This is a genomic window from Pseudomonas sp. SORT22 (assembly GCF_018417635.1).
Lineage (GTDB): Bacteria > Pseudomonadota > Gammaproteobacteria > Pseudomonadales > Pseudomonadaceae > Aquipseudomonas.
Genome location: NZ_CP071007.1, coordinates 3,801,616 through 3,819,160, shown reverse-complemented (window position 1 = coordinate 3,819,160; position 17,545 = coordinate 3,801,616). Strand labels below are relative to the sequence as shown.

The window sequence follows — 17,545 nt, the reverse complement described above, 5'->3', positions numbered from 1 at the left end:
CAACATCGTCCAAGCGGACTAAGCGATGCCGCCACGTGCGCCGGACGCTGGCGCTAGTCCCATCGGACGATGTTGGCCCGTGCCGGGCATCGAACAATCAATGACCAATGCCCCCGGCCGACCGCCGGCGCGGCCTGTTGTCCATTGCCCTTTACAAGGTGAGCACATGAACGAAGCCGGGATCGACTGGGACCACTGTTGCGACGTGCTGGTGATCGGTTCGGGGGCCGGCGGCATGACCGCCGCCCTGCGCGCCCATGACCTGGGGCTCAAGGCCCTGGTGATCGAAAAAAGTAGCGAATACGGCGGTACCTCGGCGGTGTCCGGCGGTGGTGTGTGGATCCCCAACAACCCGCGCATCAGCGCCCTGGGCGGGCACGACTCGGCCGAGGAAGCTATCGCTTACCTCAAGGCCGTCACCCAGGGCGAGATCGACGACGGGCGCATCGAAACCTTCGTCGAGCAGGGCCGGCGCATGCTCGAATACCTCGAACAACACTCGCGGGTGCGCTTCGAGGCGCAGCCGCACTATGCCGACTACTACCCCGAAGTACCGGGCGGCAAGCCTGGCTACCGCTCCATGGACCCCTTGCCGTTCGACGCGGCGCAACTGGGCGACGAGTTCCTGAAGATGCGCGCGCCGTCACCGGGCACGCTGATGATGGGTAGCATGGCCATGACCATGAAAGAAGCCCAGGTGCTGCTGTGTCGCGGCAAGGGCTGGCTGCGCCTGACCTTGCGGGTGATGTGGCGCTACTGGCGCGACCGCACGGGCCGCAAGCTGTCGAAACGTGATCGCTTCCTGACCCTGGGCAACGCCCTGGTCGGCGCCTTGCGCTGCTCGTTGCTCGACCGTGAGGTGCCGCTGTGGCTCGACTGCACGCTGGAGCAACTGCTGATCGTCGACGGGCGCATCGGCGGCGCCCAGGTGCGCCGTGACGGCAAGCTGCTGCGGATCAAGGCGCGTCACGGGGTGATCATCGCCGCCGGTGGCTTCGAGCGTAACCAGGCGATGCGCGACCAGTATCACCCGCAGCCCTCGCAAGCGCGCTGGAGCGCGACGCCGCCGCACAACACCGGCGACGGCATTCGCGCCGGCCAGGCCGTGGGCGCGCGCACCGCGCTGATGGAACACAGCTGGTGGGCGCCGACCACCCATGTGCAGGGCGAAGAGAAGCAGCGCGCGCTGTTTGTCGAGCGCACCTTGCCCGGCTGCGTGCTGGTCAATGCCGCGGGCCAGCGCTTCGTCAACGAAGCGGCGCCGTACACCGACATCGTCTACGCCATGTATGCCAACAACCGCGAAGGCGCCAGCAGCGTGCCGTGCTGGATGGTCTTCGACGCCAGCTTCCGGCGTAAATACCCCTGTGGCGCGCTGTTGCCGGGCTATGCCCAGCGCGACTGGCAGTTACCCCGGCACCTGCGCGACTACTTCCACAAGGCCAACAGTCTTGAAGCCCTGGCGACCAGCATCGGGGTCGATGCCGCAGGGCTGGCGCGTACCGTGCAACGCTTCAATGCCATGGCCAGCCTGGGTCGCGACGAAGATTTTGCCAAGGGCGAGTCGTTGTTCGACCGCTATTACGGCGACCCCGGTGTGCAGCCCAACCCGTGCCTGGCGCCGTTGCTGCAGGCACCGTTCTATGCGGTGCGGGTCGATGCCGGCGATATCGGCACCAAGGGCGGCTTGCTCACCGATGTGCATGCGCGGGTGCTGCACGAGGACGGCCAGCCGATCCTCGGCCTGTATGCCATTGGCAACAGCGCCGCATCGATGATGGGCCGTACCTATCCGGGGGCGGGGTCGACCCTCGGCCCGGCCATGACCTTCGGCTACCTGGCCGCCAACCATATCGGCGCGTTAGCCAGTAATCACCAGGCCCAGGCGGCGCTGGTTTCTTGAGGATGCACCCCATGAGTACACAACACAGGCAGGTTGCCGTGGTCACCGGCGCCAGCCGCGGTGTCGGCCAGGGTATCGCCCTGGCCCTCGGCGCGGCCGGCATGACCGTTTACGTTAGCGGCCGGGCCCGCGGGCAGGGCGGTTCACATTTGTACGGGCATGCCCTGGACGGCGACCTGCAGGCCACCGCCGAGGCCATCAGCGCGGTGGGCGGGCAAGGTATCGCGGTGACCTGCGATCACGCCGACGATGCCCAGGTGCAGGCGCTGTTCGCCCGGGTCGAGCGCGAATGCGGGCACCTGGATCTGCTGGTCAACAACGCGGCGTTCATCCATGACCAGTTGATCGAACCGGGGCCGTTCTGGAGCAAACCGCTGGCGCTGGCGGGCATCCTCGACGTCGGCCTGCGTTCAGCCTATGTCGCCAGCTACCATGGCGCGCCGCTGTTGCTGCGCAGCCGCCAGGGGCTGGTGTGCTTCACCTCATCGTTTGGCGCTGGCTGCTACATGCATGGGCCGGCTTATGGCGCGCAGAAGGCCGGCTGCGACAAGCTGGCCGCCGACATGGCCATCGATTTCGAAGGCCAGGGCGTCGCCGCCGTGTCGCTATGGTTAGGCCCGCAACTGACCGAGCGCACGCGGATTGCCGGCGAGCAGCATGGTGAGCAGTACAAGGCGTTTCTTGCCGATGCCGAGACCCCGCAGTTCAATGGGCGGGTGATTCATGCGCTGCTCAATGACCCGCAGTTGATGCGCTATTCCGGGCAAACCCTGATCACTGCCGAGATAGCCGCTGGGTATGGCATCAGCGAAGCGGGCGGGCGCCAGCCGCCTTCCCATCGCGGCTTGCTCGGCGACCCGCGCCAGCAACATCCGGCGCGGGTGATCTGAGCGGCGGATTACGACCCCTTCGGGCTCGATCGCCGGCCTTGCCGGCGATGGGCTGCACAGCAGCCCTCACACCCAGCCGCGCAACACCTGCTTGGCCACCTTGCCCGTGGCATTGAGCGGCAAGGCCTCGACCACGTGCACCCGCCGCGGCACTTTGTAGTTGGCCATCTGCTCGCGGCACCAGGTATTGAACTGCGCCACGTCGATCACCTGTCCAGGCACCGCCAGCAAGAAGGCCATGGCCACTTCCCCCAGGCGTTCATCGGCAATCCCAATCACCGCCGCCTGGGCCACCCCGGGGTACTGCAGCAAGGTCTGTTCGATCTCCGCCGGGTAAACGTTGAAGCCACCGGTGATGAACATGTCCTTGAGCCGGTCGGTGATGCGCAGGTAACCCTGTTCATCCAGCACGCCAATGTCGCCGGTGTGCAGCCAGCCCTCGGCATCCACCGCTTCGAGGCTTGCCTGCGGGTCGTTGAGGTAGCCGTGCATCAGGTTGTAGCCGCGGATCAACACCTCGCCAGGCACGTTGGCCGGCACCCTGGCGCCGCTGCTGTTGACGCAGCGGATCTCGACCCCTGGCATGGCCCGGCCGCTGGTGCTGGCGACCCGCTCGGCGCTGTCGCCGGGGCGGCAGATGCTGGCAAAGCCGCAGGCTTCGGTCAGGCCGTAGGCGGTGACGATGGTGGCAAAGCCCAGCTCCTCGCGCATGCGCCCGATCATCTCCACCGGGATCGCGGCGGCGCCAGTGACGGCGACGCGCAAGGAGCTCAGGTCGTAGTTCTGGCGTTGCGGGTGGGCCAGCAGCGACTGATACAGGGTCGGCGGCCCGGGCAGGATGTTGATGCGCTGGCGCTGCACGCAGTCGAGCAGCGCCTGCACCTCGAACACCTGCTGCGGGATGATGGTACAGCCGCGCATCAACGCCGCCAGCCAGCCGGCCTTGTAGCCAAAGGAATGGAAGAACGGATTGACGATCAGGTAGCGATCGCCCCGGCGCAGGCCGACGATCTCGCTCCAGTCGCGCACCACCTGCAAATTCTGGCCGTGGGCGGTCATCACGCCCTTGGGCTTGCCGGAGGTGCCAGAGGTAAACAACAGGTCGGACAGGGTCTGCGGCCCGACCTGCTGCTCGCGGGCCTGCAACAGCGCCTGCGGCACTTGCTCGGCGAGGGCCATGAACGCCTCCCAGGCCAGGCCGCCGTGGCGCGGCTCTGCCGGGCGCAGGCTGATCACCTGGCGCAAGGCCGGCAGGGTTTGGTCGGCGAGCATGGCCGGGTAGTCGTTATCCAGAAAGCGGCTGATGCAAAACAGCACGCAGGTGCCGCTCTCGCGCAGGATGTGCCCGGCCTCGCTGCCTTTCATCCGCGTGTTCAACGGCACCAGGGTGGCGCCGATGCTCTGCAGGGCGCCGGCGGCAACGATCCATTCCCACAGGTTGGGCGCCCACACTGCCACCCGGTCGGCCACTTGCACGTCCAGGGCGAGCAGGGCGCGGGCGGCCTGCTGGCGCAACAGCTCGAGCTGGCGGTAGCTGATGCGCTGCCCGCCGTCTTCGATGGCCGGGCTGTCGCCGTAGTCCCGGGCGGCGCGGGCGAACAGTTGGGCGATGGTCTGAGCGTTTTCGACAGGCAGCATGATGCCTCCTCAGGCTGAGGATGAATGAGCAGGGAAAGCGCCGGGCAGGCTGCCCGGCACCGCGGGTCAGGCGCTAGGCGGGGCGAAGCGGCGGCCAGCGGAGAAACCGCCGTCCACGGCAATCATCTGGCCGCTGACGAACGACGCTTCGTCAGAGGCAAGAAACAGCGCGACGTTGGCCACTTCGTCCGGCTGCCCGGAACGGTTGAGCATGTGCTGCGAAGCGAAGAAGGCGTGGAATGCCTGCTGTTCGCGGACCATGCTGGTCATCGGCGTTTCGATCAGGCCCGGGCACAGGCCGTTGACGCGGATGTTGGCGTAGCCATAGTCGATGGCCATCGAGCGGGTCAGCTGGTTGATGCCGCCCTTGGAGACGTTATAGGCAACGTTGCCGTCGCAGCCCTGCAGGCCGAAGATCGAACCGATGTTGATGATCGAGCCGCTGCGCTGGGCCTCCATCTGCGCCAGCACGTGCTTGCTGGTGAGCATGCTGCCGGTGAGGTTGATGTCCAGCACCCGCTGCCAGTTGGCGGTGCTGGTCTGGGTCACGCTGCCCTGGTCGGCGACGCCGGCGGCATTGACCAGCACATCAATACGCCCGAAGCGGCTGATGACTTCGCTCATCACCTGCTGCACGCGGGTTTCATCGCGCACATCCAGGCTCATGAACAGGCCGGGGAAGTCCGCCGGCGCCTCGCCAATGTCCAGGCCGACGACCTCGGCGCCCTCGGCAATGAAGCGGCGCACGCACGCCAGGCCGATACCCGATGCGCCGCCGGTAACCACGGCGACCTTGTTGTGCAAACGAGCCATAACTGAACCTCTGTCTTATTGTTGTGGGGCTGCTGGCGCCGAGTCTAACCGCAGTCGGGGCCGCAGTGATCGTCCGATGAGACTAGCGGGCACCGGCCCTCAGCCGGGGAAGCGCAAGCGCACCCGCGCGCCCAGTGGCCGGCTCTGGCAGGCCAGGGTCCAGCCTTCCTCCAGCTCGCGGGCGTTGAGCACATCGTTGCGCGAAAGATGCGTTTCACCCTCGAGCACCGTACACATGCAGGCCCCGCAAAAGCCTTCTTCGCACGAAGACGGCACGTCCAGGCCCGCCGCCCGGCAGCTTTGCAACAGGGTATCGCCGGGCTGGCAACGGATTTCGTGTTGCTCGCCATCGAGCTCGACCAGCAGCAGCTCACAGGCCGAGTCGCTGCTGACGGCGCGGGCAACGGCCTCTTGCGCGGCGAGTTGATCCGGGTCGGGCGGCGAGACGAAGCGCTCGACATGGATGCACTCGGCAGCTTCGCCCAGGGCCAGCAGGCTGCGCTCGACGGTGTCCATGAACGGCCCCGGGCCGCAGATGAAGTAGTCGCCGCCGCGCATTTCGCTGACCAGTTGCTGGACCTGGGCGTCGCGCAAAAAGCCCTGCAGTGAATCGAGCAGGTGGATCACCTGCAGGCGCTGCGGGTGATCCTGGCTCAGCTGGCGCAGCTCGTCGCGAAAGATCACCGAGGCTTCGTCGCGGTTGGCATACACCAGCCTGATGGATCGAGCGCCGCTGTGCAGCACCGACTTGAGGATCGACATCACCGGGGTGATACCCGAGCCACCGGCAAACAGCACCAGTGGCCGTGAAGGGTCAGTGGCCAGGCGTTCATCCAGGCAGAAATGCCCGGCCGGTGGCAGCACTTCGAGCCAGTCGCCGACCTGCACCTGCTGGTTCATCCAGTTCGACACCCGCCCGTCGACAACCCGCTTGATGGTCACCTTGGGCCGGGCATCGCACAGCGGCGAGCTGGCCATGGAGTAGCAGCGGGTCAGCAGTTTGCCGGCACAGGGCACGCGAAAGCTCAGGAACTGCCCCGGCTTGTAGCGAAAGCGCTCGTGCAGCTGCGCCGGCACCTCCAGGACCAGCGAGCGCGCATCGGCGGTTTCGTCGATCACCGCGCAAACCTGCAGCCGATAGCTGCCGCTGGCCGACACCAGCGAGTCCTGCCCAAGCGCTTGCATGCCCATGTTCATCGTCGCCTCAAATGCCGCTGATAAATTGCGCGTTGTCCACCCGCAGTTCGGCGCCGTTGACGAAGTTCGATTCGTCGCTGGCCAGAAACAGCACCACGTTGGCGATATCGCGCGGCGCGCACATGCGGTTCATCGGGTCCTGGTCGAGCAGCGCCTGGTCGATCGGCTGGCCACCGGCCAGGGCCTGGGTCATCGGCGTGTTGACGCCGTCCGGGTGCACGCTGTTGCAGCGGATGCGATACCCCTGCTGCTTGCAGTGCAGGGCGATGGAGCGGGTCATTGCCGCCACCGCGCCCTTGGAGGCCGAATAGGCGCAGAACATCGGCATGGCGCCCAGGGCGGCCACCGAGGACATGTTGACGATCGAGCCGCCGCCACTGTCCTTCATGGCTTCAATGGCATATTTGCAGCCGAGAAAGTAACCGTCGCTGTTGATCGTCTGGACCTTCTGCCAGGTTTCCAGCGAGGTGTCCTCGATGGTGCCGGCCACCAGGATGGCGGCGTTGTTGACCAGCACATCGAGGCGCCCGAAGTGCTCCAGGGTGGTCTTGACCACCTGCTGCCAGTCGCTTTCACTGGCGATGTCGTGGCGGATGAACAGCGCCTTGCTGCCAATCTGCGCGGCGACTTCGCGACCGGCCTGTTCATTGAGGTCGGTAAGCACCACCCGGGCGCCCTGGCTGGCCAGCAGCAGGGCGTCCTCGCGGCCGATACCGCTGGCGGCGCCGGTGACGATGCAGACTTTGCCTTCTACACGTTGCATGGTTGTTCTCCTGATGGTGCGGGGTTGCGGGCGGCGTGCGCGGCGATATGCGCCGCAGCGCGCCGCCCGGAGTAAATGCAGTCGGCCAGGGACAGGCCGGAGACATATAGGTTGGAGGCCACGCCCACGGCATTGCGCCCGGCGCTGTACAGCCCGGCGATCGGCGCGCCGTGCAGGTCGAGCACCGCGCCGCTGCGCTCGTCGACGCGCAGGCCGCCCAGGGTCAGGGCCGGGCAGGGGAACAGGCGGCTGTCATAGGACAGGTCGAGGGCATACCAGGGGCCGCTGTCCAGCGGGCAGAGCATCGCCGCCGACTTGCCCAGCGGGTCGGCGATTTCGCCTCGGGCCGCGCTGCTGTACTGCGCCACGCTCTGGCGCAGGTTGCCGGCGGGCAAGGCGCAGCGTTCGGCCAGCTGTTCCAGGCTGTGGCCGCGTTTGGCGTTGAACAGCAGGTTGAGCAGCACCGGCAAACGCTGGAAGTTCCACACCTTGCCCGGGCCGACCTGCTTGAGCGCCTGGCACACCAGGGCGCGGTTGAGAATCAGGATGGCCTTGCCGCGCTGTTCTTCAACCATGGCGTGGCCGAGGGTGGCGCCGTACCCCTCTTCGTTGCAGTAGCGCAGGCCCAGGCCGTTGACGATCATGCCGCGGGCCCAGGCCAGCGGCGGGTTGATAAAGCGCCAGGCGCTGATCTTGTCCATCCGCGCCAGGCTGGCGCCTGCGCTCTGGCCCAGGAGCAAGCCGCTGCCATCGCAGGCGCTGCTACCCAGCGGCAGGCCGGCCAGGTACTGCGGCGCGTGCCGGGCCACCAGCTCGCGGTTGAAAATAAAACCGCCACAGCTGAGCAGCAGGCCTTTTTCGGCGCGAATCAGGGTGCGCACGGCATGGCGCTGCTCGATCTGTCGCAGGCGCTTGCGCAGCACCTCGGCCAGCGCCGGGGCGTACATCTGCAGGACGCTGACCCAGCGCGCCAGGCGTGCATGGCGGCGGGCGGCGCGGCTATCGGCAGGCAGTTGCCAGGCCACCACACCGAGCACCCGGTCGTGGTTGTCGACCACCAGCTGGCGCACTTCACACTGGCTGCGCAGGCGCACGCCGAGCTTCAGGGCGCTGGCGCGCAGCGGCGCAAACAGGCTGGCACCGGACATGCCCGGGCCTTTGGCGCGGTGCCCGCGAGGGGCGGGTGTGGCTTGCGCGGCGTAGGCCGGCACCGCTTCGTTGCCCGAGTAGTAGAGGTAGTAACGGTCGCTGGGGTAGGAGGTTTTCTGTGGCGGCACGCTGGCTTCGAAGGCCACGCCGTGGCGCTCCAGCCAGGCCAGTTGCTCGACACTGCGCTGGCAGAAGTCGCGCAGGGTGTCGGCCGATACCGCCTCGCCGACTTCCTGGCGCAAATAGTTGAACATCGCCTCGCTGTTGTCCGGGTAGCCGGCGCGCTGCTGGTAGGGCGTGCCGCCACCGGCATAGACCACGCCACCGCTGAGCGCCGTGGCGCCGCCACCGGCGAAGCGGTCCAGGGCCAGCACACTGAGGCCGCTGCTGGCGGCCTCGATGGCGGCGCAGACCCCGGCGCCGCCAAAGCCGACCACCAACAGCTCGGCCGCGGCGTGCCAGTGCAGCTCTCCCGCATGCTCCACCCGCAGCGGCGCCAATGCGCTCAGGCTGTTCATGGCCCGGCCTCAGCCCGCTGCCGCGATCATGCGCGCAGGCGCTGCGGTGGTGGTGTAGCTGCCGTCCAGGTACACCAGCGGGGTGATGCTGGCGCTGGTGCGGATGCGCAGGATGCGGCCAATGAAAATGGTGTGGGTGCCATAGGTCATGCGCCCGTCCTGGCGGCAAAGAATCGATGACTGCGCGTCGGCCAGAAACGGAATGCCTTCTTCGCTGGTCTGCCAGTCGCCGCGCTCGAAGCGTGCCTCGCCCTTGATCGCGCCGCTGCACAGGTGCGCCAGGTCTTGTTGCTCGACGCCGAGGATGTTCACGCAGAAGTCGGCGCCGTCCGCCAGGGCGGCATGCGGTGAGGCGCTGGTGTTGACGCAGATCAGCAGCGACGGCGGCTCGGTGCTCAGCGAGTCGACCGCAGTGGCGGCCATGGCGAAGCGCTGGGTGCCGTTGCTGGTACTGATGATGGTCACGGACTTGGCCAGGCGGCGCATGGCCTGGAGCATGTCGGCTTTGAGAGTGTTGTTGTTCATCGCACGGCCTCTGGTTGGCTTGGAGTGCGATGAATTCTTGCAATCGGTGCAAGGCCCAACATCGTCCGAGGGGACTAGTCGAGCCACGCCGGCGCGGCATGGTCCGTTTGAGGGATGTTGGCCGTCGGGCGCCTTGCTTGAATGCCGGGGCAGAGGCCGGTTGCGCCTCTGCTGCACGCGCGCCCCGGCGGACGGGGTGATCAGAGGAGAACAACAACATGCTCAATCACGACCTGATACGCCAGCGTCTGGCCCAGCGCGCCCGCGAGCTGGTGCCGATCCTGCGTGAACGTGCCGCCCATGCCGCGCAACGTGGCCAGCTACCGGAAGAAACCCTGCGCGATTTCCACGACGCCGGGTTTTTCCGCATCCTTCAGCCGGCGCGCTGGCAAGGCTACGAGCTGCAGCCACGGGACTTTTTCGAGGTGCAGATGACCCTCGCCGAAGGCTGCATGTCCTCGGCCTGGGTGCTGGGGGTGGTGGCCATCCACAACTGGCAACTGGCGCTGTTCGACGACCGCGCCGCCGAGGATGTCTGGGGCCAGGATTCCAGCGTGCTGATTTCGTCGTCCTATATGCCGGTGGGCAAGGTCGAGCGGGTCGAGGGTGGCTTCAAGCTCAGCGGCCGCTGGGGCTTTTCGTCGGGCAGCAAGCATTGCCAGTGGGCCTTCCTTGGCGCCCTGGTGCCGCCGCAAGAGGCGGGCGGGGCGCCGGACTACCGGACCTTCCTGGTGCCGCGCAGCGACTACCAGATCATCGACAACTGGAATGTCATGGGCCTGGAGGCGACCGGCTCCCACGACATCCAGGTGAGCGATGCCTTCGTCCCGGAGTACCGCACCCACCGCGCTGCTGACGGTTTCATGCAGTACAGCCCGGGCAACGCGGTCAACAGCGCGCCGCTGTTCCGCCTGCCGTTCGGGCAGATCTTCGTGCGCGCGGTGTCGTCGTCGGCCATTGGCGCCCTGCAGGGCGCGATCGATCTGTTCGTCGAGCACAACCGCAGCCGGGTCGGGGTCAATGACGGGCGCAAGATGCTCCAGGACCCGGCGGCGCAAACCGCCCTGGCCAATGCCATGGTCTGCGTCGACGAGTGCCGCACGGTGCTGCTGCGCAACTTCGATTTCATGCTCAAGGCCGCCGAGGCCGGCGACGCCCTGGCCATGCAGACGCGGGTGAAGATGCGCTACGACTCGGCGCTGGTCGCCGACAAGTGCGCCAAGGCGGTGGCCGAGCTGATGTTCAACAGCGGCGCCTCGACGATCTTTCGCAGCCACGCCATCAACCGCGCCTTTCGCGACATTCATACCGGCCGCGCCCACGTTGCCAACAACCCGGCCAAGTACGCCTGGAACCTGGGCGGCGTGAGCATGGGCCAGGACAGCAGCGACTTCTTCCTCTGAAGCGCCAGATCACAGAAACCGGCTAGTCCGTTTGCGGGATTCGAGCGGCGCGGCGATCCCCGAGCATGGTGGCAAGGCGCGGGTCCCTGGCGCCGACCGAGCGGTTAACAAGAACAAGGATCAAGCATGAAATTCTCATTGATTTACGAAGCACAGACGGTGGACTCCAGCCGCGAAGGCGACCGCAAGATCTTCGATGACACCGTCGAGCAGGCAGTACTGGCCGACCAGCTCGGTTTCGACACCTTCTGGTGCGTGGAACACACCGCCCTGAGCAACTACTCGCACATGTCGGCGCCAGAAACCATGCTCGCCTTTGTCGCCGGCAAGACCGAGCGCATCGGCATCGGCCATGGCGTGGTGTGCCTGCCGCCGGCGATGAACCACCCGGTCAAGGTCGCCGAGCGCATCGCTACCCTCGACCTGCTGTCCAAGGGCCGGGTGCATTTCGGCGTGGGCAAGGGCGGTACCCAGCAGGAGGCCGGCACCTTCGGCTACGACCTGGCGACCCTGCAGCCGCAGATCGATGAAGCCATGTACCTGATCCCGAAAATCTTCGTCCAGGACGAGATCGAGCACCACGGCGACTTCGTGCAGATCCCCAAGCGGCCGATCCATCCCAAGCCGTACCAGGACCCGCACCCGCCGATGTACCTGGCCTGCACCAACACCGAATCGCTGAAGAACGCCGGCGGGCGTGGCATGGGCGCGCTGGTGCTGGGTTTCGGCGGCCCGGAGGAAATCGCCAAGAAGGTCGAGGTGTACCACCAGGCCTGGGACAACCGTGACGCCAAGCAGCAGGTCGGCTTTCGCCCCAACCGCCACATCGCCGCGCTGTGCCCGGCCATCGTCCTCGACGACAACGAACTGGCGCGGCGCATCGGCATCCGTGGCCAGCGCTACTTCATGGAGTCGCTGGGCTACTGGTACGGCGGCGGCGAGCGGCCGGACCCGCAAAAGTGGAAAGACGACACCTACGTCGACGGCAACGGCCAGGCAGTGATCAAGTCGCGCTTTGCCTCCGAGGAAGTCAGCGTCGACTTCTCCGACCCGACCATGGCGATGATGAACCCCAACCATGCCTACGGCACGGTCGAGGACTGCATCGGTTACGTGCAACGCCTGATTGATGCCGGCGCCGACGAGATCCTGTTCATCTGCCAGATGGGCACGGTGCCGCAATGGGCGCAGCTGGAGACCCTGCGCAACATCGGCGAGAAGGTGATTCCGCATTTTCGCAAGCAGTGAGGTGAAAGCATCGCGGGTCAAGCCTGCTCCCACAGACCCGCGAAATTCACCCGATAGCGCTAGTCCCAACAGACGATGCCCGGCCTTGTGCAGCGGGCTTGAATAGCGCTCAACACGTCGATCAACGCGAGGATAACAAGCATGGATATCCGCGGCCTGGGTTACGTCACCCTGCTGTCCACCGACCTGGCGCAATGGCGTCATTACGCAACCCAGGTGCTGGGCATGATGGTGGCCGGCGATGGCGCTGACAGCGCCCGGCTGTACCTGAAAATGGACGATCGCCCGTACCGCCTCCTGGTGTTGCACAGCGACCAGGACAGCTTCGGCGCCTGTGGCTGGGAGCTGGCCGGCGAGGCCGCCTTCGAGCAGGCAATCGCCGAGCTGCAGCAGGCCGATATCGCCGTCGAGCGCGGCAATGCCGCCCAGGCCGAGCTGCGCAAGGTCCAGGCGGTGGCGCAGTTCTGCGACCCGGACGGCAACCGCCACGAACTGTTCTGGGGCCCGCGCCAGGATTTCGCCCGCTTTGTCTCGCCGGTGGCAGTCAAGGGCTTTGTCACCCATGAGCTGGGCATGGGCCACGTGGTGCTGCCGGCGCCAACCTTTGAGCGCTGCCGCGATTTTTATCAGCGGGTCATGGGTTTTGGCCTCTCGGACCTGATGAAAGTGCGCTTTACACCTGACCCGGCCGAGGCGGAAAAGCGCATTCATTTTCTGCACTGCAACAACGGCCGTCACCACTCCCTGGCGATCTTCGAATGCCCGGTGCCCCATGGCTGTGTGCACATGATGGTCGAGGTCGACGGCCTCGACGAGGTCGGCCGCGCCCTGGACCGCATGCACGCCCACGGCGTCAAGCTCTCGGCCACCCTTGGCCAGCACACCAACGACCAGATGGTCTCGTTCTACATGAAGACCCCTTCAGGCTTTGACCTGGAGTACGGCTGTGACGGCCTGGTGGTCGACTGGAACCAGCACACCCCCTTCGAAAGCACGGTGGTCAGCCACTGGGGCCACGACTTCAGTGTCGGCCGCCCATGAGGACAACGATGATGGACAAACAAATGACCACGGCGCAGATGGTCGGCCAGCTGCGCGACGGCATGACTCTCGGCATCGGGGGCTGGGGCCCTCGGCGCAAGCCCATGGCGCTGATCCGCGAGATTCTGCGTTCCGACCTCAAGGACCTGACCGTGGTCGCCTACGGCGGTGCCGATGTCGGCATGCTTTGCGCCGCGGGCAAGGTGAAGAAGCTGGTATTCGCCTTCGTCTCGCTGGATTTCATTCCGCTCGAGCCGTACTTTCGCAAGGCCCGCCAGGACGCCGCCATCGAGGTCATGGAGATCGACGAAGGCATGCTCCTGCTTGGCCTGCGCGCGGCGGCCATGGGCGTGCCGTTCATTCCCACGGCGGTCGGCCTGGGCACCGATGTGCTGCGCCACAACCCGCAAATCAAACTGGTGGCCTCGCCCTATGCCGACGGCAAGGACTGGGTGGCGATGCCGGCGCTTGACCTCGACGCGGCGCTGATCCACGTCGACCGTGCCGATGCCCGCGGGGTCTGCCAGATCAGCGGCCCCGACCACTACATGGACGATCTGTTCGTGCGCGCCGCCCGCCACAGCTACGTGACCTGCGATCAGCTGGTCGACAGCGACTACTTCCACAGTGCGCCGGAGCGCGCGCACCAAGTGTTCTGGGAGCGCAACCTGACCACCGCCGTGGCCCATGTGCCGGGCGGTGCGCACCCCTCGTCATGCGCGCCGCTGTACGGTTTCGATGTGCCGCATTTCAAGGCCTACACCGCCTCGGCCCAGGCCGAGGAGGGCTGGCAGGCCTATGTCGAGCAATTTGTCGCCTGCTCCCACGAGCAGTACCTGGAACAGGTCGGTGGCCTGGGCGCCATCCGCCAGCTTCCCCTGCCGGTTTTCTAAGCGAGTTTTCTATGACCACGCCAGCTACGACGTACAGCCTCGCCGAACTGATGATCTGCGCCGCCTCCGAGGCCTGGCGCGACGACGGTGAAGTCCTGGCCACCGGCATCGGGGTGATCCCGCGCCTGGCCGCCTCCCTGAGCATGCTGACCAGCAACCCGCAGTTGCTGATGACCGATTCCGAAGCCTACATGGTCGCGGAACCTGTGCCTCTCGGCGCACGCAACGGCTATCAACCCAAGCGCGACAGCTGGATGGGTTTTGCACGGATTTTCGACAACGTCTGGGGCGGCAAGCGCCATGCCCTGGTCGGCCCGATCCAGATCGACCGCTTCGGCCAGGCCAACCTCTCGTGCATCGGCGACTATGCCCGGCCCAAGGCGCAGATGCTCGGGGTGCGCGGCCTGCCGGGCAACTCGATCAGCCATGCCAACTCGTTCTTCGTGCCCAGCCACAACCGCCGGGTGTTCGTCGAAGGCGAGGTCGATATGGTCTCCTCGATCGGCTACAACCCCGCGCGTCTGGCCCGAGGCTGGGCGCTGGATGAGGTGGATATCCGCCTGATCGTCACCGACCTGTGCGTCCTCGATTTCCACGGCCCGCAGCACCAGGTGCGGATCCGCTCGCTGCACCCGGGGGTGAGTGTCGATGAGGTGCAGGACAACACCGGCTTCGCCTTGCAGGTGGACGCCGATTGCCCGGTTACTGCCGCGCCCAGCGAGGCGCAGTTGCAGCTGATCAGGCGCCTCGACCCGCACAACCTGCGGGCCAGCCAGTTGAAAGACAACCCCGCCGGCCTGCGCAACCTGCGTTGAGCCAGGCCCGGGCAGTACGCCTTGCCGGAGTAGCAATCGATGAGCGAACAGAACAATAACAACCAGGCCGAGGTGGTGCTGTACGAGGTCCGTGGCGCGGTGGCCATGGTCACCATGAACCGCCCGCAGTACCACAATGCGCAGAACTCGCGCATGACCTACGCGCTGGACGCGGCGTTTCGCCGGGCCTGCGCCGACGACGCGGTCAAGGTCATCGTGCTGTGCGGGGCCGGCCGGCATTTTTCCGCCGGTCACGACATCGGCACCCCGGAGCGCGACGTCAACCAGAGCTTCGAGCGCGTCAGCCTGTGGTACGACCACGTCGACAAACCGGGCGGCGAGTTTCTCTATGCCCGCGAGCAAGAGGTGTACCTGGGCATGTGCCGGCGCTGGCGCGAGATGCCCAAGCCGACCATCGCCATGGTCCAGGGCGCGTGCATTGCCGGCGGCCTGATGCTGGCCTGGGTCTGTGACCTGATCGTCGCCAGCGAGGATGCCTACTTCACTGATCCGGTGGTGCGCATGGGCATCCCCGGGGTCGAATACTTTGCCCACGTGCATGAGCTCAACCCGCGGATCGCCAAGGAATTCCTGTTCATGGGCACGCCGATGCCGGCGCCGCGGGCCTATCAGATGGGCATGGTCAACCGCGTGGTGGCGCGCGAGGCCCTGGAGCCGGAAACCCTGGCCATCGCCGAGCGCATCGCGCAAATGCCGCGCCTGGGCCTGCAGCTGAGCAAGCAGGCGGTGAACAACGCCGAGGATTTGATGGGCAAGCGCGCGACCATGGACATGGTCTTCGGCCTGCATCACTTCGCTCACGCCCACAACGAGCTGGTGTCCGGCGACCGCCTGGGCGGTTATGACGCCCGCGCCATGGCCAGTGCCCAGCGCAAGCCGGAGGGGGTGTAAGCATGACGGTCTGCTTGCAAACGCCGCTCACCGAACTGTTGGGCTGTCGCTACCCGATCATCCAGACCGCCATGGGCTGGGTCGCCGAACCGCTCCTGGTGGCGGCCACCGGTAACGCCGGCGGCTTCGGTTTTCTTGCCGGCGCGACCATCGAGCCGGCACGCATGGAAGCGGCGATCGTCGAGACCCGGCGCCTTAGCGACCAGCCGTTCGGGGTCAATTTTCACATGTACCAGGCCAATGCCGCCGACATCGTCGAGCTGGTGCTTCGGCACAAGGTCAAGGCGGTCAGCTACAGCCGTTCGCCGGGCAAGCAGATGATCGCCCGGCTGAAAGATGCCGGCGTGGTCTGCATCCCCACCGTTGGCGCCCTCAAGCATGCGCAAAAGGCGGTGGAAATGGGCGCCGACGCGGTGACCATCCAGGGCGGCGAGGGCGGCGGCCATACCGGCGCGGTGCCGACTTCGCTGCTGCTCGGCCAGGTGGTCGAGGCGCTCAAGGTGCCGGTGGTCGCCGCTGGCGGCTTCAAGGACGGTCAGGGCCTGGTCGCCGCCCTGGCCTATGGCGCCGCCGGCATTGCCATGGGCACACGCTTTTTGATGAGCGCCGAAAGCCCGGTGCCGAGTGCGACCCTGGCCCGCTACCTGGCAGTCAACGACCCGGCGGCAGTGATCGTCAGCCGCGCCATCGACGGCATGCCGCAACGGATGATCCGCAACGAACTGCTCGATGCGCTGGAAGCCAGCGGCGGCCTCAAGCGCTGGTTACTGGCGCTCAAAAGTGGCCTGGCCTACCGCCGCCACAGCGGCACCAGCCTGGCGCAGTTGCTCGCCAGCGCGCTGAAGATGCGCGGCAGCGGCGAGCTGAGCGCGGCGCAGGCACTGATGGCCGCCAACGCGCCGATGGTGATCCAGAAGGCCATGGTCGACGGCCTGCCCGCCGAGGGTGTACTGCCGGCCGGGCAAGTGGCAGCGAACATTCACAGCCTGCCCAGCTGCGCCGAACTGATCGCGCAGATCGTCGGTGACGCCGAAGCGCGCCTGGGCGAACTGAGCCGCCGTATTTCATGAAGGGGAAGGGCATGAGCACATTTAGCGTCAGTATTGACAACGGCATTGCCGAGCTGGTCTTCGACCGGCCACCGGTGAATGCTTTCGACTGCAAGGGCTGGGCGGCAATCGCCAGCGCCATTGAAGCGCTGGGCAGCGATGCACAGGTGCGGGTGATCGTCATCCGCGCCGAAGGCCGTGGTTTTTGCGCCGGGGTCGATATCAAGGAACTGGCCGCCGACGGCAACCTGATCGTCGCGGTCAACAAGGGCAACTACGACAGCTTCAAGGCCATCCACCGCAACCCGAAACCGGTGATCGTTGCCGTGCACGGCTTTGTCCTTGGTGGCGGCATCGGTATCTGCGGCGCCGCCGACATCGTCGTCGCCGCCGACTGCGCACGCTTTGGCGTGCCCGAGGTGGACCGTGGCGCCATGGGCGGCGGTGCCCACCTGCAGCGCCTGTTCCCGGTGCAGAAGGTCCGTCACATGTACTTCACCGGCGAGATGATCGACGCCGCCGAAGCCTACCGCCTGGGCGCCGTCGAGCGGGTGGTCAAGCGTGAGGCGTTGCGCGACACCGCGCTACAGATCGCCCGCAGCATTGCCGCCAAGAGCCCGGCGATGATCGCCCTGGCCAAGGAGGCGCTTAACGGCATCGAGGACGGCAATCTCGAAGACAAATACCGCTGGGAGCAGGGCTTCACCCTCGAAGCCTACCGCACCCAGGATTCCCAGGAAGCGCGTGACTCGTTCGTCGAGAAGCGCGATGCCCACTTCAACGGCTGA

At 66.4% G+C, this 17,545-nt stretch carries 16 protein-coding genes; 10 read left to right on the top strand and 6 right to left on the bottom strand.

Going from position 1 to position 17,545, the window contains the following annotated elements:
* Positions 1 to 166: 166 nt before the first annotated feature.
* Together JYG36_RS17450 and JYG36_RS17445 are read left to right on the top strand one after the other, a co-directional pair.
* Positions 167 to 1,903: an FAD-dependent oxidoreductase gene (locus JYG36_RS17450; protein ID WP_213601837.1), complete on the top strand. Its 1,737-nt coding sequence runs from the start codon at positions 167 to 169 to the stop codon at positions 1,901 to 1,903.
* Positions 1,904 to 1,914: 11 nt separating this feature from the next.
* On the top strand, positions 1,915 to 2,793 hold the full coding sequence (locus tag JYG36_RS17445) for an SDR family NAD(P)-dependent oxidoreductase (RefSeq protein ID WP_213601835.1): 879 nt from the start codon (positions 1,915 to 1,917) through the stop codon (positions 2,791 to 2,793).
* Between the two features lie 66 nt (positions 2,794 to 2,859).
* Here the strand turns inward: JYG36_RS17445 and JYG36_RS17440 are convergent, their stop codons facing one another.
* The 6 genes from JYG36_RS17440 to JYG36_RS17415 all read right to left on the bottom strand — a co-directional run bounded on the left by JYG36_RS17440 (position 2,860) and on the right by JYG36_RS17415 (position 9,396).
* Entirely contained in the window at positions 2,860 to 4,431 is a 1,572-nt protein-coding gene (locus tag JYG36_RS17440) for a FadD3 family acyl-CoA ligase (RefSeq protein WP_213601833.1), read from the bottom strand.
* Positions 4,432 to 4,497: 66 nt separating this feature from the next.
* A complete protein-coding gene (locus JYG36_RS17435) occupies positions 4,498 to 5,244 on the bottom strand; it encodes an SDR family NAD(P)-dependent oxidoreductase (protein WP_093384815.1) in 747 nt (248 codons plus the stop codon).
* 99 nt (positions 5,245 to 5,343) lie between these two features.
* Positions 5,344 to 6,435, bottom strand: a complete 1,092-nt coding sequence (locus JYG36_RS17430; RefSeq protein WP_249744362.1) for a ferredoxin--NADP reductase — start codon at positions 6,433 to 6,435, stop codon at positions 5,344 to 5,346.
* 13 nt (positions 6,436 to 6,448) lie between these two features.
* Positions 6,449 to 7,204, bottom strand: coding sequence for a glucose 1-dehydrogenase (locus JYG36_RS17425; RefSeq protein WP_213601831.1), 756 nt, complete (start codon positions 7,202 to 7,204; stop codon positions 6,449 to 6,451).
* Positions 7,192 to 8,871: an FAD-binding protein gene (locus JYG36_RS17420; protein ID WP_213601829.1), complete on the bottom strand. Its 1,680-nt coding sequence runs from the start codon at positions 8,869 to 8,871 to the stop codon at positions 7,192 to 7,194. The genes JYG36_RS17425 and JYG36_RS17420 overlap by 13 nt, the downstream gene beginning before the upstream one ends.
* Positions 8,872 to 8,880: 9 nt before the next feature.
* Positions 8,881 to 9,396: a flavin reductase family protein gene (locus tag JYG36_RS17415; RefSeq protein ID WP_093384802.1), complete on the bottom strand. Its 516-nt coding sequence runs from the start codon at positions 9,394 to 9,396 to the stop codon at positions 8,881 to 8,883.
* A gap of 218 nt (positions 9,397 to 9,614) precedes the next feature.
* Between JYG36_RS17415 and JYG36_RS17410 the strand changes: the two genes are divergently transcribed.
* The 8 genes from JYG36_RS17410 (at position 9,615) to JYG36_RS17375 (ending at position 17,545) form a co-directional block, all read left to right on the top strand.
* Positions 9,615 to 10,799, top strand: a complete 1,185-nt coding sequence (locus JYG36_RS17410) for an acyl-CoA dehydrogenase family protein (RefSeq protein WP_045201624.1) — start codon at positions 9,615 to 9,617, stop codon at positions 10,797 to 10,799.
* 126 nt (positions 10,800 to 10,925) lie between these two features.
* Entirely contained in the window at positions 10,926 to 12,047 is a 1,122-nt protein-coding gene (locus JYG36_RS17405; protein ID WP_045201622.1) for an LLM class flavin-dependent oxidoreductase, read from the top strand.
* A 141-nt stretch (positions 12,048 to 12,188) separates the two neighbouring features.
* Complete coding sequence (locus tag JYG36_RS17400) at positions 12,189 to 13,088, top strand: VOC family protein (RefSeq protein WP_213601827.1); 900 nt, start codon at positions 12,189 to 12,191, stop codon at positions 13,086 to 13,088.
* 11 nt (positions 13,089 to 13,099) lie between these two features.
* Positions 13,100 to 13,981 carry a CoA transferase subunit A gene (locus tag JYG36_RS17395; protein ID WP_213604447.1) on the top strand — a complete coding sequence of 294 codons (882 nt, stop codon included), beginning with the start codon at positions 13,100 to 13,102 and terminating at the stop codon, positions 13,979 to 13,981.
* A gap of 11 nt (positions 13,982 to 13,992) precedes the next feature.
* Positions 13,993 to 14,796, top strand: a complete 804-nt coding sequence (locus tag JYG36_RS17390) for a CoA-transferase subunit beta (protein WP_213601825.1) — start codon at positions 13,993 to 13,995, stop codon at positions 14,794 to 14,796.
* Positions 14,797 to 14,835: 39 nt separating this feature from the next.
* Entirely contained in the window at positions 14,836 to 15,708 is an 873-nt protein-coding gene (locus JYG36_RS17385) for an enoyl-CoA hydratase (RefSeq protein WP_045201616.1), read from the top strand.
* Between the two features lie 2 nt (positions 15,709 to 15,710).
* Complete coding sequence (locus JYG36_RS17380; RefSeq protein ID WP_213601823.1) at positions 15,711 to 16,778, top strand: NAD(P)H-dependent flavin oxidoreductase; 1,068 nt, start codon at positions 15,711 to 15,713, stop codon at positions 16,776 to 16,778.
* Between the two features lie 11 nt (positions 16,779 to 16,789).
* The gene (locus tag JYG36_RS17375) at positions 16,790 to 17,545 is read left to right on the top strand and encodes an enoyl-CoA hydratase family protein (RefSeq protein ID WP_093384780.1); all 756 of its coding nucleotides are present in this window, start codon (positions 16,790 to 16,792) and stop codon (positions 17,543 to 17,545) included.